The 22,076-nt window shown below is 72.1% G+C and carries 21 protein-coding genes; 10 read left to right on the plus strand and 11 right to left on the minus strand.

The window, feature by feature from the left end:
* The first annotated feature begins 153 nt into the window (after positions 1-153).
* The 3 genes from CCS38_RS13690 (at position 154) to CCS38_RS13700 (ending at position 3,001) form a co-directional block, all read left to right on the plus strand.
* Positions 154-849, plus strand: a complete 696-nt coding sequence (locus CCS38_RS13690; RefSeq protein WP_223733523.1) for a type 1 glutamine amidotransferase domain-containing protein — start codon at positions 154-156, stop codon at positions 847-849.
* Positions 850-985: 136 nt separating this feature from the next.
* The gene (locus tag CCS38_RS13695; RefSeq protein WP_223733524.1) at positions 986-2,350 is read left to right on the plus strand and encodes an aldehyde dehydrogenase family protein; all 1,365 of its coding nucleotides are present in this window, start codon (positions 986-988) and stop codon (positions 2,348-2,350) included.
* 87 nt (positions 2,351-2,437) lie between these two features.
* Positions 2,438-3,001 (plus strand): GNAT family N-acetyltransferase, encoded by a 564-nt coding sequence (locus CCS38_RS13700; RefSeq protein WP_223733525.1) that lies wholly within the window; start codon positions 2,438-2,440, stop codon positions 2,999-3,001.
* Positions 3,002-3,019: 18 nt separating this feature from the next.
* Here the strand turns inward: CCS38_RS13700 and CCS38_RS13705 are convergent, their stop codons facing one another.
* The 3 genes from CCS38_RS13705 to CCS38_RS13715 all read right to left on the minus strand — a co-directional run bounded on the left by CCS38_RS13705 (position 3,020) and on the right by CCS38_RS13715 (position 5,627).
* Positions 3,020-3,763 carry a GntR family transcriptional regulator gene (locus CCS38_RS13705; RefSeq protein WP_030261399.1) on the minus strand — a complete coding sequence of 248 codons (744 nt, stop codon included), beginning with the start codon at positions 3,761-3,763 and terminating at the stop codon, positions 3,020-3,022.
* A gap of 119 nt (positions 3,764-3,882) precedes the next feature.
* Positions 3,883-4,737: an HpcH/HpaI aldolase/citrate lyase family protein gene (locus CCS38_RS13710; RefSeq protein ID WP_223733526.1), complete on the minus strand. Its 855-nt coding sequence runs from the start codon at positions 4,735-4,737 to the stop codon at positions 3,883-3,885.
* Positions 4,734-5,627: an HTD2 family dehydratase gene (locus tag CCS38_RS13715; protein ID WP_223733527.1), complete on the minus strand. Its 894-nt coding sequence runs from the start codon at positions 5,625-5,627 to the stop codon at positions 4,734-4,736. The genes CCS38_RS13710 and CCS38_RS13715 overlap by 4 nt, the downstream gene beginning before the upstream one ends.
* Before the next feature lie 315 nt (positions 5,628-5,942).
* Between CCS38_RS13715 and CCS38_RS13720 the strand changes: the two genes are divergently transcribed.
* The 3 genes from CCS38_RS13720 to CCS38_RS13730 are packed head-to-tail and all read left to right on the plus strand — an operon-like array spanning position 5,943 to position 9,540.
* Positions 5,943-7,160 carry an MmgE/PrpD family protein gene (locus CCS38_RS13720; RefSeq protein WP_223733528.1) on the plus strand — a complete coding sequence of 406 codons (1,218 nt, stop codon included), beginning with the start codon at positions 5,943-5,945 and terminating at the stop codon, positions 7,158-7,160.
* Positions 7,160-8,350: a CaiB/BaiF CoA transferase family protein gene (locus CCS38_RS13725; protein WP_223733529.1), complete on the plus strand. Its 1,191-nt coding sequence runs from the start codon at positions 7,160-7,162 to the stop codon at positions 8,348-8,350. The genes CCS38_RS13720 and CCS38_RS13725 overlap by 1 nt, the downstream gene beginning before the upstream one ends.
* 26 nt (positions 8,351-8,376) lie before the next feature.
* Positions 8,377-9,540, plus strand: a complete 1,164-nt coding sequence (locus tag CCS38_RS13730; protein WP_223733530.1) for an acyl-CoA dehydrogenase family protein — start codon at positions 8,377-8,379, stop codon at positions 9,538-9,540.
* Here the strand turns inward: CCS38_RS13730 and CCS38_RS13735 are convergent, their stop codons facing one another.
* The 4 genes from CCS38_RS13735 to CCS38_RS13750 all read right to left on the minus strand — a co-directional run bounded on the left by CCS38_RS13735 (position 9,541) and on the right by CCS38_RS13750 (position 14,165).
* Positions 9,541-10,095, minus strand: coding sequence for a PadR family transcriptional regulator (locus CCS38_RS13735; protein ID WP_223733531.1), 555 nt, complete (start codon positions 10,093-10,095; stop codon positions 9,541-9,543).
* A gap of 94 nt (positions 10,096-10,189) precedes the next feature.
* On the minus strand, positions 10,190-12,211 hold the full coding sequence (locus CCS38_RS13740; protein ID WP_223733532.1) for an oxidoreductase: 2,022 nt from the start codon (positions 12,209-12,211) through the stop codon (positions 10,190-10,192).
* A gap of 89 nt (positions 12,212-12,300) precedes the next feature.
* A complete protein-coding gene (locus CCS38_RS13745) occupies positions 12,301-13,317 on the minus strand; it encodes a zinc-dependent alcohol dehydrogenase family protein (RefSeq protein WP_223733533.1) in 1,017 nt (338 codons plus the stop codon).
* A gap of 38 nt (positions 13,318-13,355) precedes the next feature.
* Positions 13,356-14,165, minus strand: a complete 810-nt coding sequence (locus CCS38_RS13750; RefSeq protein WP_223733534.1) for a DeoR/GlpR family DNA-binding transcription regulator — start codon at positions 14,163-14,165, stop codon at positions 13,356-13,358.
* 175 nt (positions 14,166-14,340) lie between these two features.
* Here CCS38_RS13750 and CCS38_RS13755 point away from each other — a divergent pair, with 175 nt between their 5' ends.
* Positions 14,341-14,769 (plus strand): hypothetical protein, encoded by a 429-nt coding sequence (locus CCS38_RS13755; RefSeq protein ID WP_223733535.1) that lies wholly within the window; start codon positions 14,341-14,343, stop codon positions 14,767-14,769.
* Positions 14,770-14,936: 167 nt separating this feature from the next.
* Positions 14,937-15,299 (plus strand): STAS domain-containing protein, encoded by a 363-nt coding sequence (locus CCS38_RS13760; protein WP_223733536.1) that lies wholly within the window; start codon positions 14,937-14,939, stop codon positions 15,297-15,299.
* 69 nt (positions 15,300-15,368) lie between these two features.
* Here the strand turns inward: CCS38_RS13760 and CCS38_RS13765 are convergent, their stop codons facing one another.
* Complete coding sequence (locus CCS38_RS13765; protein WP_223733537.1) at positions 15,369-15,854, minus strand: Lrp/AsnC family transcriptional regulator; 486 nt, start codon at positions 15,852-15,854, stop codon at positions 15,369-15,371.
* A 59-nt stretch (positions 15,855-15,913) separates the two neighbouring features.
* Here CCS38_RS13765 and CCS38_RS13770 point away from each other — a divergent pair, with 59 nt between their 5' ends.
* The gene (locus CCS38_RS13770) at positions 15,914-17,188 is read left to right on the plus strand and encodes a trans-sulfuration enzyme family protein (RefSeq protein ID WP_223733538.1); all 1,275 of its coding nucleotides are present in this window, start codon (positions 15,914-15,916) and stop codon (positions 17,186-17,188) included.
* Here the strand turns inward: CCS38_RS13770 and CCS38_RS13775 are convergent.
* Both CCS38_RS13775 and CCS38_RS13780 read right to left on the minus strand, forming a co-directional pair.
* The gene (locus CCS38_RS13775; protein ID WP_223733539.1) at positions 17,088-18,518 is read right to left on the minus strand and encodes a GNAT family N-acetyltransferase; all 1,431 of its coding nucleotides are present in this window, start codon (positions 18,516-18,518) and stop codon (positions 17,088-17,090) included. The genes CCS38_RS13770 and CCS38_RS13775 overlap by 101 nt on opposite strands.
* A gap of 102 nt (positions 18,519-18,620) precedes the next feature.
* Positions 18,621-20,204 (minus strand): alkaline phosphatase D family protein, encoded by a 1,584-nt coding sequence (locus CCS38_RS13780; protein ID WP_223733540.1) that lies wholly within the window; start codon positions 20,202-20,204, stop codon positions 18,621-18,623.
* Positions 20,205-20,426: 222 nt separating this feature from the next.
* Between CCS38_RS13780 and CCS38_RS13785 the strand changes: the two genes are divergently transcribed.
* Positions 20,427-21,023, plus strand: a complete 597-nt coding sequence (locus tag CCS38_RS13785; RefSeq protein ID WP_223733541.1) for a TetR/AcrR family transcriptional regulator — start codon at positions 20,427-20,429, stop codon at positions 21,021-21,023.
* A 128-nt stretch (positions 21,024-21,151) separates the two neighbouring features.
* On the opposite strand, the gene CCS38_RS13790 is transcribed toward CCS38_RS13785, so the two are convergent.
* Entirely contained in the window at positions 21,152-22,051 is a 900-nt protein-coding gene (locus CCS38_RS13790; RefSeq protein ID WP_223733542.1) for an alpha/beta fold hydrolase, read from the minus strand.
* Positions 22,052-22,076: the final 25 nt, after the last annotated feature.

Below are 22,076 nucleotides of genomic sequence, written 5' to 3' on the forward strand. Positions count from 1 at the left end.
TCCCTCCGTTCCCCACCCCGACCGGCTGGAGAAGGCGTAGGGCGTGACGCCGGGGATGCGGGATCCGGCGCGGTAGGCAGCCTCGGACGTGTACAGCCGTTACGTTCGGGGCACCACGTCACCCCGCCGAACCGAAGGACCCGGAGGACCGACATGGCGAAGATCCTTTTCGTGCTGACCGGCGCCGACCACTGGACGCTGGCCGACGGCACCCGGCACCCCACCGGCTTCTGGGGCGAAGAGGTGACGGCCCCGTACGAAGTCTTCACCGAGGCCGGCCACGAGGTCGTGGTCGCCACGCCCGGCGGCGTGCTGCCCACGCTGGACCCGGCCAGCCTGGCCCCGGAGGCCAACGGCGGTCAGGAAGGCGCGGACGCGGTCGCCGCCACGCTCCAGTCGATGGACCCGCTGCGCCGCCCGGTCAAGCTGGAGCAGGTCGACGTGGCCGGCTACGCGGCCGTCTTCTACCCCGGCGGCCACGGCCCGATGGAGGACCTCGCCACGAACGAGGACTCGGGGCGGGTACTGACCGACGCGCTGGCCTCGGGCCGGCCGCTGGGCCTCGTCTGCCACGCCCCGGCCGCGCTGCTGGCCACCCGTGGCCCCGACGGCACCTCGCCGTTCGCCGGGTACCGCCTCACCGCCTTCACCAACGCCGAGGAGGCACAGGCCGGCTTCGCCGACAAGGCGCCGTGGCTGCTCCAGGACCGGCTGGCGGAGCTCGGTACGGACTTCGGCGAGGGCGAGCCGTGGGCGCCGTACCTCCGCACCGACCGCAACCTCTTCACCGGCCAGAACCCGGCCTCCTCCGGCCCGCTCGCCGCGGAGATGCTCAAGGCGCTGGGCTGAGAGCCGGCGCCCGGCCGGGCACCCCTTCCGTCCCGGCACGGAGGGAAATCTCCCGCCCCGACGCGGAATGAATGCTTCCGCGCCGACGCTGTGCATGGTCGATCGCACGCATCACCCTGAACGAATCGAGCACCGCATGACCGGCTCACCCGTCACCTCCGCCGAAGCCCCCGCAGCCGCCGCCGGGGCCGCCGAGACCCCCGCCGACCTCGTCGCCCGGCTGCGTGCCACCTTCCGCGGCGGCCGCACCCGCTCCCTGGACTGGCGCGCGCAGCAGCTCTGGAAGCTCCGTACGCTGCTCACCGAACACCGCGCGGACCTCGCCGCCGCCCTCCATGCGGACCTGGGCAAGAGCGAGGCTGAGGCGTTCGGCGCCGAGGTGGACTTCCCGATCCGGGAGATCGACCACACGCTGGAGCACCTGGAGGAGTGGCTGCGGCCCACGCCGGTCGCCCTGTCCGCCGAGGGATTCCCGGCCGGCAGCACGGCGGGCACCCGGTACGACCCGCTCGGCGTCGTCCTGGTCATCGCGCCCTGGAACTACCCCGCGCAGCTGCTGCTCGTCCCCCTCGCGGGCGCGCTCGCGGCGGGCAACACCGTCGTCACCAAGCCCAGCGAGCTGGCCCCGGCCACCTCGGCGCTGCTGGCGCGGCTGCTGCCGGAGTACCTCGACGCCGACGCGGTCGCCGTCGTCGAGGGCGGCGTACCGGAGACCACCGCCCTCCTCGCCCAGCGCTTCGACCACATCTTCTACACCGGCAACGGCACCGTCGGCCGGATCGTGATGCGCGCCGCCGCCGAGCACCTCACGCCCGTCACCCTCGAACTGGGCGGCAAGTCACCGGCGTTCGTCGACCGGGACGCGGACGTGACGCGCACGGCACAGCGGCTGGCCCGCGCCAAGTTCCAGAACGCCGGCCAGACCTGCGTCGCGCCCGACTACGTCCTGACCGACCCGGAGACCTCCAAGGCCCTCCAGGTCGCCCTCGCCGAGGCCGTCGAGGAGCTGTACGGCCCCGACCCGGCGGCCTCGCCCGCGTACGGCCGGATCATCAACCACCGCCACTTCGACCGCCTGACCGCCCTGCTCGACTCGGGCCGGACGGTCATCGGCGGCGCCCACGACCGGGCACAGAAGTACATCGCGCCGACCGTACTGGCCGATGTCGGCCCCCGGTCCCCGGTCATGCAGGAAGAGATCTTCGGCCCGGTCCTGCCGATCGTCGAGGTCGCGGACCTGGACGAGGCGATCGCGTTCATCAACGACCGCGACAAGCCGCTGGCCCTCTACGGCTTCACCGAGAACGAGATCACCCGCCGCCGGCTGGCCACGGAAACCTCCTCGGGCGGCCTCGGCTTCGGTATGCCCATGGCCCACCTCCGCGTCCCCGACCTCCCCTTCGGCGGCGTCGGCGAGAGCGGCATGGGCGCCTACCACGGCCCGCACTCCATCGCCACGTTCAGCCACCGGAAGGCGATGCTGGACGTACCCCTGACCTGACGTCACGTCACCGTCCGTGCGCCCGCTCCCGTTCCGCGACCACGCGGAAGCCGTGGGGCGGGCGACAGCGGAGTTACTGTGACCGGCATGGTCAGTGAGACGAGTGTGCTACCGGGTGGAGTGGTGCTGCGGCCGGCCGCCGCCACCGACGCCGAGGCGCTGCTCGCAGCGTACTTGCGCAACCGCGAGCACCTGCGCCCCTGGGACCCGCGGCGGGAAGAGGGCTTTTACACGCTCGAAGGTCAACGCGCCCGGTTGATGGAGCAGTTGGCGGAGCGGCAAGCCGGCCGGCTGATGCTGTGGGTGCTGACGGACGGCCCCCGGATCGTCGGTGTGGTCACCCTGTCCGGCATCCGTTACGGCCCGTCCTGCAGTGGCAATCTCGGTTACTGGACCGACATCGACCATGCCGGAAAGGGGCTGGCGAGCGCCGCCGTCGAGGCGGTTGCCCGGTACGCCGACAAGGAGGCCGGGCTGCACCGCCTCGAAGCGGGCACGCTGCTGCACAACGTCGGCTCGCAGCGCGTCCTGGAGAAGTGCGGCTTCGAGCCCTATGGCGTCGCGCCGCGGTTCCTGCACATCAACGGCGAGTGGCAGGACGTCCGGCTCTTCCAGCGGGTTCTGAACGACCGTCCGCCCGCCGGGACATGACCGCCGGACGCCCAGCGGTCAGCGGCGTAGCCGCACCCGGTAGGAGTACTGCTCGGGCAGGAAGTAGCTGATGGCCAGCTCGACGCGGCGGCCCTCGGAGGTCGTGTAGAGGCGGTCGATGCGCAGCAACGGGTGGTGCGGCTCGCACGCCAGTTCCTCCGCGACGGCATCCGGGGCCGGTGCGACCGTGATGGACTGCTCGGCCTCGGTGATCGGCGAGTCCAGCCGGTCGTCCAGCAGGCCGATGATGGTGAACGTGGAGCGTGCGCCGGTCTCGGTGAGCTGGTCCACATCGGTCAGCGTCTCGCCGACGTCCGGCGGCAGCCACACCGTGGTGTGGCAGAACGGCACGTCGTCGTGGAACCGGCGGAACGCGAGGGTGTGCACCATGTCGCTGTCCAGCCGCAGCCGCCCGGCCGCGTCGATGTCCACCCGCCGCCGCAGCGGGCTGGACAGCTGCATGGTGGTGTCCAGGGACAGCCCCATCAGGTCGTCCACCGAGCCGAACCTGCGGAGGTACCGGCCGTCGCGCGGCGCGGCGAACGTGCCGCGCCCGGGGACCCGGTACACCAGGCCCTCGGCGACCAGATCGTGGAAGGCGCGGCGCACCGTCTGGCGGCTGACCCGGTACGTCTCGGCCAGCTCGGCCTCGGTCGGCAGCCGCACCCCCTTGGGGTACCGGTCGCCCGCGAGATCCGTGCGCAGGTCGTCCGCGAGCTGCTGGTACGCGGACCGCCCACGGGCCGGCTTGTTGGCCGCCATCACATCCTCGTCGCCGTTCGTACAGGTCGGAAAGTTTCTGCGTGGTCCGGACGGGCCGGACAGGAAGACGGACAGCTTATCGGCCGCGGAACGGGCGGGGCATCCGCGGGCGCGGCCGCTCAGCCGCCGGCCGCCCGCAGGATGCGGCGGGCCCGCTCCAGTACCGGGCGGTCCACCATCTGCCCGTCGACCACGGTGACCGCCTCGCCCGCCGCCAGTACGCGCCGCGCCCAGTCCTTTTCGGCCGCCGACGGAGTGAACCCTTCGTGTACGGCGCCGAGTTGACGCGGGTGGATGCAGAGCTTGCCGGCGAAGCCCAGCCTGCGGGCGTGCGCAATGTCCATGGGCAGGTGACCGTCGGCCGCGAGATCGGCCGTGACGCCGTCGAGGGGCGGCGCGAGCCCGGCCGCCGCCGAGGCGCAGACCACGCGTGAGCGCGCGTACGCCAGCGCCTGGTGGTCGTCGGGGTCCACGCCCAGCTGGGCCGCCAGGTCGATGTTGCCGAAGGCGGTACGGACGAGGTTCGGGGCGCGGCACAGCGCGGCGGCGTTCTCCACCCCGGCCGCGGTCTCGATCAGCGCCAGTACCGGGCTGCGACCGCCCGTCCGGCAGGCGATCGACTCCAGTACCGCCGGGTCCTCGGCCTTCGGCAGCATGACGGGCGCGCCGTGCGCCGCCGCCATCGCCAGATCGGCCTCGAACCACTCGGTGCCGTGCGCGTTGATCCGCACCACCGCCCGCGCGCCGCCCGCCAGCCACAGGGCCACGTCGTCCCGCGCGGCATCCTTCCCGTCCGGCGCGACCGCGTCCTCCAGGTCCACGATCACCCCGTCCGCGCCCGCCGCTGCCGCCTTCGCGAACCGGTCGGAGCGGTGGCCGGGGACGAAGAGCAGGCTGCGCGCCGCGGCGAGCGCCTGCCCGTACGAGGGTGCCTCGGCCACCCGCGGGGACGAAGGTGTCCCGGTGCCGGTCATGCGAACGTCACCTCCGCTGTGGCGTGCTCCGCCGCGCGCGGCCCGGCGACCGACAGCCGCACGCCCGACGCGTCCCCGTCCTCGTACGGCGTGCCGCAGGACAGCAGCCGCTCGCCGCAGAACGCCGGGGTGCGCAGCCGGTAGGAGAGGGTGCGGACGGTGCGCTCGGGCGCGCGGCGGCGGACCAGCTCCAGCATCTGCAGGACGAGCAGCGGGCCGTGCACGACCAGGCCCGGATAGCCCTCCACCCCGGTGACGTAGGGCTCGTCGTAGTGGATGCGGTGCGCGTTGGCGGTCAGCGCGCTGACGCGGAAGAGGACGGCCGGGTCGGTGGTCCACGGCAGCTGCCACGGCGCGTCGCTCCGCGGCTCGGCACCGGGATCGAGCGTGAGCCGGTCCGGTACGGGCGCGTCGCCGCCGCTGCGGTAGACGATGTCCTGCTCCTCGGCCACCCGCACCTCGCCGTCCTGGCGGAACTCGCTGCGTACGGTGACGAACAGCAGCCCGCCGGTACGGCCCTTCTTCGCCTCGGTCTTGACCACGCCGCTGGTCTGCTCGGCCGGGCGGCCCACGGTCAGCGGCGTACGGACCTCCAGACGGCCGCCCGCGAACATCCGGCGCCGCTCGGGCAGCGGCGGCAGGAAGTGGCCGTCGCGCAGGTGCCCGTCCGGGCCCAGCTCGCTCTGCCGGGCCCAGGTCAGGAAGTGCAGCCAGTGCCACAGCGGCGGCAGCGGCTGCCCGGCGGCGGCCACCGGCGCCGGCAGATCCAGTACGGCGGAGAGCGCGGCGACCGGGGCCGGGGCGAGGGGATCGGTGGCGCTGGTGTCGGCCGGGTGCCAGCCGCGGGCGGTCTCTTCGAGGACGCTGAAGTCGGCGGGGGCGCCGGGCATGGGGACTCCTGTCTGTGCGGGTGCCGGGTACGGGAGAGGGAAGCGGGCCGGTCAGCGGGTGGCAGCCCAGAAACAGGCGGCCATTTAACGCATTCATGTACAGCATCGCTACGTACAAAGCAGCCTTCACGTATGGCGTCGGCATTCTGTGGTCCGGCTCACGACGGCGTCAAGAGGCCACTCTTCAAGGGTGGGGAAGGGATCCAGGGGCCCGGACGGCACCGTTGACACGGCAACCATTTGGCCGTACAAATCTGCGGCAGAGGAGCCGCCCGGCCGGACCGCCGACGGCCGCCGCATCACGGAGGGGACCGTATGACCGTCGCCCGAGCCCTCGCCCAGTGGGCCCACGACCACCGGGCAGACGCCGACGACCTGGCGCTCGCCCGCCGCGCGCTGACCGACACCGTCGCCGTCGCCCTGGCCGCCCGCGCCCACCCGCTGCAGCCGATCGCCGCGCCGCTCCCGGACGCGGCCCGCTGGGCGGCCATGGCACACGTACTGGACTTTGACGACCTGCACATCGAGAGCACCACCCACATCTCCGTGGTCACCGTCCCCGCCGTCCTCGCCGCCGGCGGCGACGCGCGCGCCTACCTCGCCGGCGCCGGCGTCATGGCCCGGCTCGGCGCACTGCTCGGCTGGGGCCACTACGCGAGCGGCTGGCACGCGACCTGCACCGCGGGCGCCCCGGCCGCCGCCGTCGCGGCCGGCACCGCCCTCGGGCTCGGCCCCGAGCAGCTCGCCACCGCCATGGCGCTCGCCGTGCCCGCGGCCGGCGGCGTCCAGGAGGCGTTCGGCACCCACAGCAAGTCCCTGCAGGTGGGCTTCGCCGCGGACGCCGGCGTACGGGCCGCCCGGCTCGCACAGGCGGGCGCCACCGCCGACCCACGCGCCCTGGACGCCTGGCTGGAGCGCGTCGGCGGCACACCCACCACCGCATTCCCCGCGGCACCGGCCGTCCCCGGCGGCCTCGCGATCAAGATGTACCCCTGCTGCTACGCCATGCAGCGGCCGATCGCCGCGCTCCGCGAACTCCGCGACAAGGCGGACGGCGAACTCACAGGCGTCACTGTCACCACCCCGGCAGGCACCGTCCACCCCCTGATCCACGACCGGCCCACCACCGGCCTGGAAGGCAAATTCTCCATGCCGTACGCGGTCGCCACCGCGCTCCTCGACGCCTACCCCGGCTTCGACAGCTTCACCGACGAGGCCGTGACCCGCCCCGAGGCACAGCGGCTCATCGGCCGGGTCACCGTCGACCGGCGGCCCGGCGAGACCACCACCCTCCTCGACGGCGAGGTCACCCTCCGCCTCGACTTCGCCGACGGCACGGCCCTGCACTCCACACTGGCCCTGCCACCCGGCTCCCCGCAGCGCCCGCCCACCGACGACGAGCTGCGCGCCAAGCTCGCCGCCTGCGGCCCCGACGTACCGGACCTGCTCGCGGGCATCACCTGGGAGGGGGCGGCCGAGCTGATGCGGACGGCATTCCCCGCCGCCAACGGCCGCACCGACAAGGAGTCCTGATGCAGCAACAGCAACGCCCCCTCGAAGGCATCACCGTCGTCAGCATCGAACAGGCCGTGGCGGCCCCCTTCGCCACCCGCCAGCTCGCCGACCTCGGCGCCCGCGTCATCAAGATCGAGCGCCCGGGGGACGGCGACTTCGCCCGCCGGTACGACACGACAGTCCACGGCCACTCCAGTTACTTCGTCTGGCTGAACCGCTCCAAGGAGAGCCTCACCCTCGACCTCAAGGACGAGCGCGGCCGCGAAATACTCCACCAACTCCTCGCCGAAGCAGACGTGTTCGTACAGAACCTCGCCCCCGGCGCCGCCGACCGCCTCGGCCTCGCCGCCGACGCACTCACCGCCCGCTACCCGCGCCTGATCCCCTGCACGGTCTCCGGCTACGGCACCAGCGGACCGTGGGCCGACCGCAAGGCGTACGACCTGCTCGTCCAGTGCCAGACCGGACTGGTCTCGCTCACCGGCAGCGCCGACGAGGCCGCCCGCGTCGGCGTGTCCGTCGCCGACATCTCGGCAGGAATGTACGCCTACAGCGGCATTCTCACAGCGCTCTTCGCACGCGCCACGACCGGCGCCGTCCGGCCCGTGGAGGTCTCGCTCTTCGAGGCGCTCGCGGAGTGGATGAGCCAGCCCGCGTACTACACCCGGCACAGCGGCAGCCAGCCGCCGCGCGTCGGCACCCAGCACGCCACCATCGCCCCGTACGGCGCCTACACCGCGGCCGACGGCAAGGACGTGCTCTTCTCCATCCAGAACGAGCGCGAATGGGACGCACTGTGCCGGGAATTCCTCGCCCGGCCCGAGCTCATCGACGACCCCCGGTTCGCCACCGGCTCCGACCGGGTCGCCCACCGCGGCGAACTCAACGCCATCGTCGCCGAGCGCTTCGCCCGCTCCGGCTCCGCGGACATCATGAAGATCCTGGAGGAGATCGGCATCGCCAACGCCGGCGTCAACTCCGTCGCCGAATTCCTCGACCACCCGGTCCTCGAAGGACGCGACCGCTGGCGCGACGTCGCCGTCCCCGGCGCCACCGTACAGGCCCTCCTCCCACCCGCCGACCTCGCCGGACTCACCGCCCGCATGGACCCCGTACCGGCCGTCGGCGAACACACCGACGCCATCCTCACCGCACTCGGCCGCACGCCCGACGACCTCGCGGCCCTCCGCGCCGACTCCGTCATCTGACCCCCGGACCCACCGAAGGAACCCGCATGAGCACCCTGGACACCCTCCCCGAGGACGAGCGGTTCGTCGTCGAAACCGTGCACGACTTCGTCAACAAGGACGTCAAGCCCGTCGTCCAGGAACTCGAACACGCCAACACCTACCCCGAAGCGCTCATCGAGAAGATGAAGAAGCTCGGCATCTACGGGCTCGCCATCCCCGAGGAATACGGCGGTACCAAGGTCTCCACACCCTGCTACGTCCTGGTCACCGAGGAACTGGCCCGCGGCTGGATGAGCCTGGCCGGCGCCATGGGCGGCCACACCGTCGTCGCTAAACTCCTGCTGCACTTCGGCACGGAAGAACAGAAGCAGCGATACCTCCCGAAAATGGCCACCGGCGAGCTCCGCGCCACCATGGCCCTCACCGAACCCGGCGGCGGCTCCGACCTCCAAGCCATGCGCACCACCGCACGCAAGGACGCCGAGGGCTACGCGGTCAACGGCGCCAAGACCTGGATCACCAACTCCCGCCGCTCCGGGCTGATCGCCCTGCTCTGCAAGACCGACCCCGACGCCACCCCCGCCCACCAGGGCATCTCCATCCTCCTCGTCGAGCACGGCCCGGGCCTCACCATCTCCCGCGACCTCCCTAAGCTCGGCTACAAAGGCGTCGAGAGCTGCGAACTGTCCTTCGACAACTACCGCGCCGCGCCCGACGCGGTCCTCGGCGGCGTCGAGGGCAAGGGCTTCGGCCAGATGATGAAGGGCCTGGAGACCGGCCGCCTCCAGGTCGCCGCCCGTGCGCTGGGCGTCGGCCGGGCCGCACTGGAGGACTCCCTCGCGTACGCTCAGGAACGCGAGTCCTTCGGCAAACCGATCTGGAAGCACCAGTCCGTCGGCAACTACCTCGCCGACATGGCCACCAAGCTCACCGCCGCCCGCCAGCTCACCCTGCACGCGGCGCGCGAGGCCGACGCGGACCGCCGGGTCGACATGGAAGCCGGCATGGCCAAGCTCTTCGCCTCCGAAACGGCAATGGAGATCGCCCTCAACGCAGTCCGCATTCACGGCGGTTACGGCTACTCCACCGAGTACGACGTCGAACGGTACTTCCGCGACGCGCCACTGATGATCGTCGGCGAGGGCACCAACGAAATCCAGCGGAACGTCGTCGCCGCACAACTCGTCAAGCGGGGCGGACTGGACTGATCACGGCGACTCGGACCCGCTCTCCAGAGCCTCCAATTCGGCGAGAGACTCCGTCAGCCACTGGACCCAGAAACTCTCCTGAGCGATGCCCGCGCGCAGCACCAGATGCTGCAACCGGTCCGCCTCCGCCGTCTTCTCCGGCGGAAAGTCCCGCGCCTCGATCTCGTGATACTCCGCCAACTGCGCCTCATGCAGCGCCAGATGGCGACGGAACTCCGCCGTCAGACCGGTCGCGCCGACGACGGCCGCGGCCCGCAGCCGCAGCAGCAACGGGTCGCGCATCGCCCGGGGATCCTGCCGCTCCGCCACCCACGCGGTGAGCGCCTCCCGGCCGGCCGGCAGCACCTCGTACTCCCGCTTCTGACCGCGCGAGGGCTGCGCCTGCGGCAGGGCATGAATCAGCCCCGACTCCTCCAGCTTGCGCAGCTCCCGGTAGATCTGCTGGTGGGTGGCGGACCAGAAGTACCGGATCGACCGGTCGAACCGCCGCGTCAGCTCCAGCCCCGACGACGGCTTCTCCAGCAGGGCCGTGAGGATCGCGTGGGGGAGGGACATGGCGGTCGGCCTTCCTGGGGACGGTCGTGCGGTGCCGGGGTGCGGGTGCCGGTGGTCCGGCAGAACCACCGGCACCCCGCATCCTAGGCCGCCCTCAGATGTCCGCCGCCAGCCGCGTGCCCTGCAGAATGGCGCGCTTGGCGTCCAGCTCCGCCGCCACATCGGCACCGCCGATGACATGCGCGGAATGCCCGGCCGCCACCAGCGCGTCGTACAGCTCGCGGCGGGGCTCCTGGCCCGCGCACAGCACGATCGTGTCGGCCGCGAGGACGGACTTCTCACCGTCGACGGTGATGTGCAGCCCCTCGTCGTCGATGCGCTCGTACGTGGCACCCGGCGTCATCGTCACACCCCGGTGCCGCAGCTCCGTACGGTGGATCCAGCCGGTCGTCTTGCCCAGCCCCGCGCCGACCTTGCCGGACTTGCGCTGCAGGAGGTGGACCGTGCGGGTGGCGGGCGCCCGCACCGGCGCCTTGAGCCCGCCGCGCTCCTCGTACGAGGTGTCCACACCCCACTGCGCGAAGAACGCCGCCGGGTCCAGGCTCGCCTGCTCCCCGCCGTCCGTCAGGAACTCCGCCACGTCGAAGCCGATGCCGCCGGCGCCGACGATCGCCACCGTCCGCCCGGCCTCGACCCGGCCGCTCAGCACATCGAGGTAGCTGACGACGCTGGGATGGTCGATGCCGGGAATGTCCGGGGTGCGCGGGGTGACACCGGCCGCGACCACGATCTCGTCGTACCCGCCCGCGCCCAGATCCTCGGCGGTCACGGCCGCGCCCAGCCGCACATCGACCTTCAGCTCTTCCAGTCGCGTACGGAAGTACCGCAGCGTCTCGTTGAACTCCTCCTTGCCCGGGATGCGGCGGGCGACGTTCAGCTGCCCGCCGATCTCGTCGGCGGCGTCGAACAGCGTCACGCCGTGCCCGCGCTCGGCCGCGGAGACCGCGAATGCCAGGCCCGCCGGGCCCGCGCCGACCACCGCCAGCTCCTTGCGGCGCCTGGTGGGGGAGAGGCTCAGCTCGGTCTCGTGGCAGGCGCGCGGATTGACCAGACAGGAGGTGAGCTGCCCGGAGAAGATGTGGTCCAGGCACGCCTGATTGCAGCCGATGCAGGTGTTGATCGCGTCGGCGCGGCCCTCGCGGGCCTTGGCGACGAAGCCGGGGTCGGCCAGGAACGGGCGGGCCATCGACACCATGTCGGCGCGGCCCTCGGCGAGCAGTCGCTCGGCGACCTCCGGGGTGTTGATGCGGTTCGTGGTGATCAGCGGGATCTTCACCGCGCCCATGACCTTCTCGGTCACCCAGGAGAACGCGCCGCGCGGTACCGAGGTCGCGATGGTCGGGATCCGGGCCTCGTGCCAGCCGATGCCGGTGTTGAGGAGGGTCGCGCCGGCCGCCTCGACCTCCTGGGCGAGCTGTACGACCTCGTCGTACGTCGAGCCGCCGGGCACCAGGTCCAGCATCGACAGCCGGTAGATCAGGATGAAGTCCGGGCCGACCCGCTCGCGCGTGCGCCGCACGATCTCGACGGGGAAGCGGATGCGGTTCTCGTAACTCCCGCCCCAGCGGTCGGTGCGCTGGTTGGTCGGCGCGGCGATGAACTCGTTGATGAGGTAGCCCTCCGAGCCCATGATCTCCACGCCGTCGTACCCGGCCTGCTGCGCGAGCGCGGCGGCCTGTACGTAGTCCTCGATGGTCTGCTCGACCTCGTCGTCGGTGAGCTCGTGCGGGGTGAAGGGGTTGATGGGCGCCTGTATCGCGCTGGGCGCCACCAGCTTCTCGCTGAAGGCGTACCGCCCGGTGTGCAGGATCTGCATGGCGATCTTCCCGCCCTCGCGGTGCACCGCCTCGGTCACCTGCGCGTGCTCGGCGGCCTCCGCCTCGGTGGTGAGCTTGGCGCCGCCGTCCATCGTGCAGCCCGCCTCGTTGGGGGCGACGCCGCCGGTGACGATGAGGCCGACGCCGCCGCGCGCCCGCTCCGCGTAGAAGGCGGCCATCCGCGCGAAGCCGCCGGGCGCCTCCTCCAGGCCGAGGTGCATCGAGCCCATCAGGACCCGGTTGGGCAGGGTGGTGAACCCCAGGTCGAGCGGGCTCAGCAGGTGGGGGTACGGGCTCATCCGAAGTCTCCTCGCGCGCACAGTGCCGACGAGCTTCGTTTGTAGTCCAGCGGAGCCGCTTATGCAACATGTTGCATAAGCGGCGTCGGTCACGCGGAAGGGGAACTGTGGATAACCGGCCGAAGCTGGATCTTGCGCCCCGCACCCTCCCGGAACGTCTCCAGTGCCGTACCGAAGTCGTTCAGTCCGTACGAGTGCGTGAGCATCGTCGCGGCGTCCAGCGCGCCCCGGCCCATCAGCTCCACGGCCCGCCCGAAGCTGTGTACCACCGCCATCGACCCGACCACGGTGATCTCGTCGTTGTAGATCCGGAACGGTGAGATCTTCGCCAGCGCGTCCGAGGGTGCCACGCCGAACTGCTGGAACGTGCCGCCGCGCCGCACCCGCGTCAGCGCGTCCTCGATCACCGGCACCACCCCCGTGCAGTCGATGACGATCTCCCAGCCCTGCGGCCGGTCCAGCGCGTCCGCGCCGGTGGCCACCGCGTCGGCGCCCAGCTGTTCGGCCACCTTCAGCCGCTCGGTGTTGATGTCCACGACCGACACGGAAGCGGCCCCGGCCCGCCCCGCGAGCTGCAGCATCATCAGGCCCATCGTGCCCGCGCCGTAGATCAGGTAGTGCGCGCCGAGGTCCCGCGGCAGTACGTCGAAGGCGTGCACCGCGCAGGACAGCGGCTCGATCAGCGTGCCCTGCGCGAGGTCCACGCTCTCCGGCAGGCGGTAACAGTTGGCCGCCGGCACCTTCACGTACTGCGCCATCGCGCCGTCCACGGTGTCACCGATCGCGCCCCAGCGCTCGCAGAGATTGCCGCGCCCGATGCTGCAGAAGTGGCAGGACCCGCAGAACAGCGAGGGGTCGACCGCGACCCGGTCGCCCGCGCGCACTCCGCTCACCTCCGCGCCGAGTGCCACGACCTCGCCGGTGAACTCGTGCCCGGGCACGATCGGGTACGGCGTCGGCGCGAACTCCCCCTGCACGATGTGCAGATCGGTACCGCAGATGCCGACCGCGGCGACCTCGACGACGACCTCGCCGGGACCCGGCGTCGGATCGGCGACCGTCTCGACGGAGAAGGAGCCGGGGGTCCGGATGACGACGGCACGCATGACGGACTGCCTTTCGGTAAAAGGTTGTTGACGGGGCGTCAGTCAGTACTGGCGGACGACGGTGCGACCACGTGGACCGGTACGCCCAGCCGCTCGATGGCCGCGATCTGCTCCTCCGGCGTCGCGGTGTCGGTGACCACCAGGTCGTACCCGGACGCGTCGCCGTACCCATGGGTGGCGGTCCGCCCGAACTTGGTGTGGTCCACGGCCAGCGCGCTGCGCTCGGCCGCCTCCCGCATGGCCTCCTTCAGGTCGGCCCACTCCTGAACCGGGTGGAAGAGGCGGGCGCGGTCGATGGCGGTGGGGGAGGAGAAGGCGATCGTGGCGCGGATGCGCGAGAGGTGGCGGAGAGTGTCCGTACCGGCGCACGCCTCGAAGTCGGGCCGGTAGCGGCCGCCGAGCAGGACGACTTCCGTACGGGGAGCGCCCGCCCCGCCGATCAGGGAGGCGACGCGCACGGAGTTGGTGACGACGGTCAGCCCCTCGATGCGGCCGAGCCTGCGGGCGAGCGGGAAGAGTGTCGAGCCGCAGTCCAGCAGCACGGTGTCGCCCGGGCTGACCTCCCGCGCCAGCAGCTCGGCGAATGCCTCCTTCACCTCGGTCTGCTGGTACTCGCGGAAGCGGGTCGCGGTCTCCACGGTGACCTCCGGCAGCGCGACGGCCATGCCGCGGCGCTTCTCCAGCAGCTTCCGGGACTCCAGGTTCGCCAGGTCGCGGTGCACGGTCATGGCGCTGACCTGGAGATTCTCGGCGAGTACGGCGATCCGTACGGCGCCTTCCTCGATGACCTGCCGCAGCACCCGGCGGCGGCGCCGCTCGACCTCGGCTTCGGAACCACGACTCTGCATCACAGCTGACCTCCGCGAAACATCACACAGTTTCCGTGATGTTTTTGCAAGAGTGTGTGACGTACGTATTTCCCGAGGCGGTCTTGCCCCGGGCCCGTCCCGGCCCGACGCTGAACGGAGCGCCCGGTGCCGAGGCACCGGCACGACGGCAGCACAGCGACGGCAGGAGGGGAACGTGCCACAGCCGGCACCGCAAGGACCGCCGCCCGGCCCCGCCACGGGGAGCCCCGATCTCGAGGTGGCCAAGGTGGTCTACCTCGTCGGGGAGGAGTTGGACGCATCCGGCAAGGCCCGGCTCGCCGCCTTCGAGGCCGCCCTCGTCGAGTCGGGCATGGAGAACCTGGACCACGGCCACCTCGACTCGGTCGGCGTGTTCCAGCAGCGCCCCAGCATGGACTGGGGCACCGCCGAACAGTGCATGAACGTGAACTACGCGGCGCACCGGTTCTTCGAGCGGGCCATCGAGGAGGACGAGGACGACCCCGATCTCACAGCGGGTCAGCTCGCCCAGCGTGTTCAGGTGTCCGCTCACCCCGAGCGCTACGACGCGCGGGAGGAGGAAGCCCGGCAGCTCATCGAGGCCACCCGGGACGCGCTGGACTGAACGGAAGCGGGACTGTGGCCTTGGCACATGCCTCCGCCACGGTCACGGTCTGTGACGGAATTCTTCGGTCGGTTTCGATCGGCGTGCCCTGACACCGACCTCACCGCGCCATCATGGAGGCCGTGAGCCGGTGCGACCGGTGAGTGGGCTGAAGGGAGGCGGCCGGGATGCTCGTGAAGACCCCGACCGACAGGCGCGTACGGATCGAGCGGTGGCCCGTCCCCGCCGGCTCGCCCACCTTGGCGAAGCTGGCCGTGGTGGGCGTCCTCGACGGTGACAGTGTGTCAGGACTGTGCGATGCCACCGCGTCGGTCATGGCGAACGGCAAGCGACATCTCCGGCTGGACCTCTCCGGCGTCACGACGTGCGACACCGCCGGGCTCTACACCCTCCTCGGTGTGCAGAGCGCGCTGCGTTCCATGGGCGGCAGCCTGGTACTGCTGCGGCCCAGCCTCCCCGTCCACACGGGCCTCAGGGCCGCTCGCCTGCATCTGCGGCTGGTCATCGCGCCGCCCGGATCGGTGATGTGACGGCCCTGCGCTGTCTTCTACCGCCCTGCGCTGTCTTTTACCGCCTTGCGCGGCCTGTGCGCAGTCCGCTCAGCCGACCGCGTCCGCCGGCGGCAGCAGCGGGCCGCACGACCAGCGCTGGAAGACCAGCCGGGTCTCGACCCTGGCCACCTCGCGCCGGGCGGTGAACTCGTCCAGCACCAGCCGCTGGAGGGCCGCCGCGTCCGGCACGGCGACGTGGACGAGGTAGTCCTCGGGTCCGGTGAGGTGGAAGAGGGAGAGCGCCTCGGGCAGCGAGCGGATGCGCTCGACGAAGGGGCCGACCAGCTCGCGGCGGTGCGGCCGTACCTGTACGGACAGCAGCGCCTGCAGCCCGCGGCCCAGTTTCGCGGGGTCCAGGCGCAGTTCGTGTCCCAGGATCACGCCGCTGCGGCGCAGTCGGGTCACCCGGTCCAGACAGGTCGACGGCGCGACACCGACCGAAGCGGCCAGGTCGCGGTATGTGGTCCGGGCGTCGTTCTGCAGCAGGCGTAATATCTCCAGGTCCACCGGATCGAGACGCACAGAGTCGGCCATGTACCGAACGTAACACGGAAGTTGACCATCCGGTCAGCGCCCCAGAGCAGCATCGGAGCATGACCCGATCAGTCGCGCGGCCGGACCGCGCCACCACCGCTGTCACCGCCCCCGCCCTGCCCCGGGCCCTGGCCACCAAAGCCGTGCACGCGGGCCGCGAGGACCTCGCCGCACAGGGCCTGCACGCCGCCCCGCTGGACCTGTCCACCACGTATCCCTCGGCGGACAGCCGCGCCGAGGCCGACCGGCTCGACGCGTTCGCCGCCACCGGCGCCGAGTTCGAGGGCCCGCCCGTCTACGGCCGGCTCGGCAACCCCACCGTCGCCCGCTTCGAGAGCGCCCTCGCCCGCCTCGAAGGCACCGAGTCCGCCGTCGCCTTCGCCAGCGGCATGGCGGCCCTCACCGCCTGCCTTCTGGTCCGGCACGCCGAGGGCCTGCGGCACGTCGTGGCCGTCCGACCGTTGTACGGCTGCAGCGACCACCTGCTGTCCGGCGGGCTGCTCGGTACCGAGGTGACCTGGGCCGACCCGGCAGGCATCGCCAACGCGCTGCGCGCCGACACCGGCCTGGTCATGGTCGAGAGCCCGGCCAATCCCACGCTCGCCGAGACCGATCTCGCGGCTGTCGCGCACGCCTGCGGCTCCGTGCCGCTGCTGGCCGACAACACCTTCGCCACCCCCGTACTGCAGCGCCCCGCCGAGGTCGGCGCGCGGCTGGTGCTGCACAGCGCGACCAAGTACCTCGGCGGCCACGGCGATGTGCTGGGCGGCGTGGTGGCCTGCGACGAGGAGTTCGCGCGGCGGCTGCGGCAGGTGCGGTTCACCACGGGCGGGGTGCTGCATCCGCTCGCCGGCTACCTGCTGCTGCGCGGGCTGGCCACCCTTCCCGTACGGGTGCGGGCCAGCTCCGCCACCGCGGCGGAGCTGGCCCGGCGGCTCGCCGGCCACCCGCAGGTGTCCCGGGTGCACTACCCGAGACTCGGTGGCGCGATGGTTGCGTTCGAGGTGCGCGGGGACCCGCACGACGTGACCGCCGGGGTGCGTCTGATCACCCCGGCGGTCAGTCTCGGCAGCGTCGACACGCTCCTTCAGCACCCGGCCTCGATCAGCCACCGCGTCGTCGACGCCGCCGACCGCACGGCCGGCGGCATCTCCGAACAGCTGCTGCGGATGTCGGTGGGCCTGGAGGACGTCGAGGATCTGTGGCAGGACCTCGACGCGGCGCTCAGCGGCCTCAGCGCCGGGCGGCGGTCTCCGGCGCGGCGGGAACCGGCAGCGGCCGGTCAGCGGTACGCGGCTCCGGCCGGCGCCGCAGCCCCGAAGGCCGGGCCGTGATCACCAGCGTGCCCTCCTCGACCTGGTAGTCCAGCGGCAGCCCCAGGCCGCGCATGGCCGCCACCATCCCGGTGTTGGACGCCTGCGTGATCGCGTACACGCTCTCGCTCCCCGTCTCGGCGGCCATGCCGACCAGCCGCTCCAGCAGCTCGGCGCCGATGCCGCGGCGCTGCCACGCGTCCTCCACCAGCAGCGCCACCTCGGTCTCGTCGCCGTCCCACAGCAGGTGGCCGAGGGCCACCAGCCGCCCGGACGCGGTCTCCACGGCCAGCGTGCGGCCGTGCCGCGGGCTCAGCAGGTGGTCGAGGTAGCGGACGGAGTCCTGTACAGGGCCGTGGTAGCGCAGCGACAGCGTCCGCTCCGAGCAGCGGTCGTGCATCTCGCGCGCTGCCGTCAGGTCGGAGGGGTCGGCGCGGCGTACGGTGATGTGGTTGCCCGCGGGGAGGGTGAGGGTGTCCCGGCGCTCCGGGACCCGCTGGCCGAGCCGGGCGTCCAGCTCCACCAGCGCCCGGACCCGGGCGAACTCGGTGGGCGTGAAGGGCAGCTGCGGCCGCTCGATGATGAGCGCACCCCCGGACGGGTCGCGGAACTTCATGGTGTGGTCCTCAAGTACGCCGTCGTCCGGCACTTGTTCGGCCTGCGGCTCGCCCTTCAGCGTGCGCGCGGGTACCGAGTGGATGGTGCAACGGCCCAGCAACTGCCGCAGCGCCAGAGGCAGTTCAGCGGAGTCCAGGGCCGTTCGGGTGGCCAGGGACAGCATACGGGCCGGCGCGTCGACCAGATCATGGGCATCGGCGCGTTCCAGCCAGGTGTCCCGGCCGCCCGCCGCGATCACCGCGCCCGCCAGCACGCCCCGCTCGGGGGTGCCCGGCACCCGCAGCAGGAACTCGTCCACCGTGCCGTCCGACAGCGGGTGGGTCTGCAGGCTCAGGATGTCGACCCGGTGCGCGGCCAGCGCCTGGCACAGTGCGGCCAGGCTGCCCGGCTCGTCCCGTACGGTCGTCCGCATGCGCCACAGCGTCGTCTCGGGGAGCTCCGTACCCTCGGCGAGGGCGGGGGCCGACGACGCCGCGGCGCCGGTATCGCCCGGCGGAGGGGCGTGTTCGTGGCGCCGTGCCCACCACACGTGGAAGCCCGCCGTGGCGAGCAGCGCGACGGCCGAGGCGCACAGGAACACCGGGCCCGACGGGCCGTGCGCCACGGCGTTGGCGACGGAGTCGGCCACCGCGACGGCGGTGAAGAGGGCGGCCAGTTCGACGACGTCCCGCCGCCAGTGATGGCGGCGGGCACTGCGGTTCGGCGTTTTCTCGGACAAGTACTTCTCAGTCATGCACTCCAGCATCACCGACCGGTGTTGCATGATCACAAACGTCTTGTGTCCGCCAGGTAAAGGACGCAATTGCCTGTACCGACACCTTCGAACCAAACGCCTTTACTGTCCGACTCGCCCCGGTTGCAGGGTCTGGCTGAACAGTACCTCGCCGCTGTCCTGCCGCAGCCGCGCAGTCAGCTCCCCGCTCCCGCCGTCGATGTCGATCTCGCCGAAGTACTGCGGCGTCTCGGCCGGCGAGGTGTTCGCGCGGTCCGGCGCCTTCAGGAACCGCTGCTCGGGCCCGAAGGTCCCGTCCAGCTTGAGCGAGGGGAATCCGCCCGCGTTCAGCGGCCCGGAGACGAACTCCCAGAACGGCTCGAAGTCCTTGAACGCCGCGCGCGAGGGGTCGTAGTGCTGCGCCGAGGTGTAGTGCACGTCCGCCGTCAGCCACACCGTGCCCGTGATCCGCCGGTGCTTGATGTGCCGCAGCAACTCGGCGATCTGCAGCTCCCGCCCCAGCGGCTGCCCCGGATCGCCCTGCGCCACCGCCTCGAAACGGGTCTTCCCGTCCGGCACGACCAGCCCCAGCGGCATGTCGGACGCGATCACCTTCCACACCGCGCGGGACCGCGACAGCTCCCGCTTGAGCCACCGCAGCTGCTCGGCGCCCAGGATGCCCTGCGCGTCCTCCGTCTGCCGGCCGTCGGAGTTGGCGTTCCGGTACGTCCGCATGTCCAGTACGAACACGTCCAGCAGCGGTCCGTGATGCACGACCCGGTACACCCGCCCTTGCCCGTCCGGCCGGAGCGTGCGGATCGGGAAGTACTCGCCGAACGCCCGCAGCGAGCGCGCGGCCAGCACGTCCACGTTCTTCTCCGTGTACCGGTCGTCGTCCAGGAGCTGCCCCGGATACCAGTTGTTGCGCACCTCGTGGTCGTCCCACTGGGTAATCGTGGGCACCTGCGCGTTGAACCGCCGCAGGTTGTCGTCCAGCAGGTTGTACCGGAAGGCGCCGCGGAACTCGGCAAGCGTCTCCGCGACCTTGGACTTCTCCTCGGTCGTCACATTCCGCCAGACCCGCCCGTCGGGCAGCGTCACACTGGCCGTGATCGGTCCGTCGGCGTAGATGTTGTCACCGCTGCACAGGAAGAAGTCCGGGTTCCGGCGGCGCATCTCCTCATAGATCCGGTAACCGCCGCGGTCGGGGTTGATGCCCCAGCCCTGCCCCGCGAGGTCTCCGGACCAGTGGAACCGCACGCCCTCGCCGCGCTTCACCGGTGCCGTGCGGAACGTACCGGTCACCGGCTCGCCGGTACGCCGGGGATCGTCGGGATCGGCGAGCGTGACCCGGTAGTGGATCTGCTCACCGGGCGGCAGGCCGCGCAGCGAGGTCAGTCCCGTGAAGTCCGTGCCCGCACCGATCACGGGTCCGTGCCAGGTGCGCGCGTGGCGGAACGACTCGGTCGCCGCCGTCTCCACGGTCATCCGCGCCGGCCGGTCCGACCGCACCCACACCAGCCCCGAGCCGGTCGTCACATCGCCCACCTGCACGCCCCAGTCGGCGCTCGGCCGGCCGGTGCGCGCCTGCGCGGGAGTCGCGCCGCCGATCGCCGGCAGCGCGAGCGCCGCGGATGCGGCCGCCGCTCCGTGCAGCACCGAACGCCGCCCGAAGGCTCTGCCGCCTGCTGCCGCTCCCTGCGCCATGTGATCCTCCGTTGCTCGATCGCTCTGTGTACCGTCCCGTTCGTACCGGTGTCCGGTGCCCCGTAACCGAACGCACAGTGAACAACCAGCTGACAGTGGTACGGAAGCGCGGAACCGGCCCATGGTCGCAAGCGGACGGGGCGATGGCCAGGAAGCCCGCATCATTGCGAGGCGCGCCCCGAGTATTGTATCGGTCGTTCCAAAACCTGTTACGGTACTCGCATGGCCCGACCGAGGATGTTCGACGAGGAACGGGCCCTGGACGCCGCGATGCGCACTTTCTGGGCGAACGGTTATGAAGCCACCTCGACCCAGGATCTGTGCGACGCCACGGGTCTGGGCCGCAGCAGCATCTACAACACGTTCCGCAGCAAGCATGACCTGTTCACGCGCGCACTGGCCCGCTACATGGACGCCATGACGACGCGTCAGCTCGACATCCTCGACGATCCGGAGCGCGCGCCGCTGGACCGCATCCGCGCACTGTTCGCCGCGGTGATCGACGACGAACTCGGCAACCGTGCCGACGGCCGCAGCCCCGGCTGCCTCACCGTCAACACCACGGTCGAGCTGGCCGGCCGGGACGCGGAGGCCGCGGCGATGCTGGAGCGCGACACGGCGCGGCGGCTCGCCGCTCTGCGCGCCGTACTGGAAGCCGGGCAGGCCGGCGGCGAGATCGCCGCCGCCCGGAGCGCGGAGTCGCTCGCCCGCTTCATCAACGCGGTGATCGGCGGCATGCGGGTCTCCGGCCAGGGCGGCGCGGACCGCGCCGCCCTGGAGTCCATCGCGGAGACGGCCGTCGAGGCGCTGCTGCCCTGAAATGCGCAGGGGCGGGGGCGCATTCCGCGCTGCCCCGGCGCCTGCCGAGCACGTGGACGTCGCCGCGCGGACCGCGGATGCGGTGCCACCGGAGCGGGTGTGCGTCGTTCAGTAGGCGGCGCCGCGGGTCACACTCCGGTCGGCATTACCGTGTCGAGGATGACCCTGGCGACCAGGGCCGGGTCGTCGTTCATGGGGACGTGGCCGCAGCCGGGGAGGCGGACGAGGCGGGCGCCCGGGATCACGCGCTTGGCCCGTACGCCCTGGCGGGGCAGGAGCAGCCGGTCGCGGGTGCCCCAGCCGATGGTCACGGGAACGTCCGGTATGTCGTGGCGGAACAGCACACCGGGGCCGCGCCCCGCGGCGAGCGTGGCGGCGAAGCCGGGAGCGTCCCGCAGCGCGCGCGTCTCGGCCGCCACGGCGGCCGGCGAACGGCGCCCGGGGCGCGCGTAGATCGAGCCGGTCAGCGCCGCGCGGCCGGCCGCCGAGCGGGCCAGCACCTCGACCACCGGCGGCGGCAGGGCCCGCGCCCCGGCCCGCATGCCCGTCAGGACACCGAAGGCGTACCGCCGTTCGGCCTCCGTCCAGAAGCCGGCCGGCGACAGCGCCGTCACCGACCGCACCGCCCCGGTGAGGCCCAGCTCCAGCGCCAGCAGCCCGCCGAGCGAGTTGCCCACCACGTGCGGCCGCTCGACGCCCAGCGCCACGAAGGTGTCCGTCAGTAGCGGCACCACCGACGCCAGGTCGTACGGCACGCCGTCGGGCAGCGCGGGGGAGGCACCGAAGCCCGGCAGGTCCAGCGCGATCACGTCGTGCGACGCGGCCAGGACGCTGAACACGGGCTCCCACGCCTGGTAGTGGTGGCCGATGCCGTGCAGCAGCACGACCGGCTCGCCCGCGCCCTTGCGGTCGTACGCGACCGTGAACGGCGGCCGGCCGTCGTCGGGAGAGACGAGGAGGGAGGAGGCCGTGGCGGTCGACGCGATCGGAGCGGTCCTGGCGGTCGGTGCGGTCCTGGCGGTCGTCATGGGGGCTCCTTCGAGGGGATTCGAG

Origin of the sequence: Streptomyces purpurogeneiscleroticus (assembly GCF_020024005.1) — a bacterium.
Lineage (GTDB): Bacteria > Actinomycetota > Actinomycetes > Streptomycetales > Streptomycetaceae > Streptomyces > Streptomyces purpurogeneiscleroticus.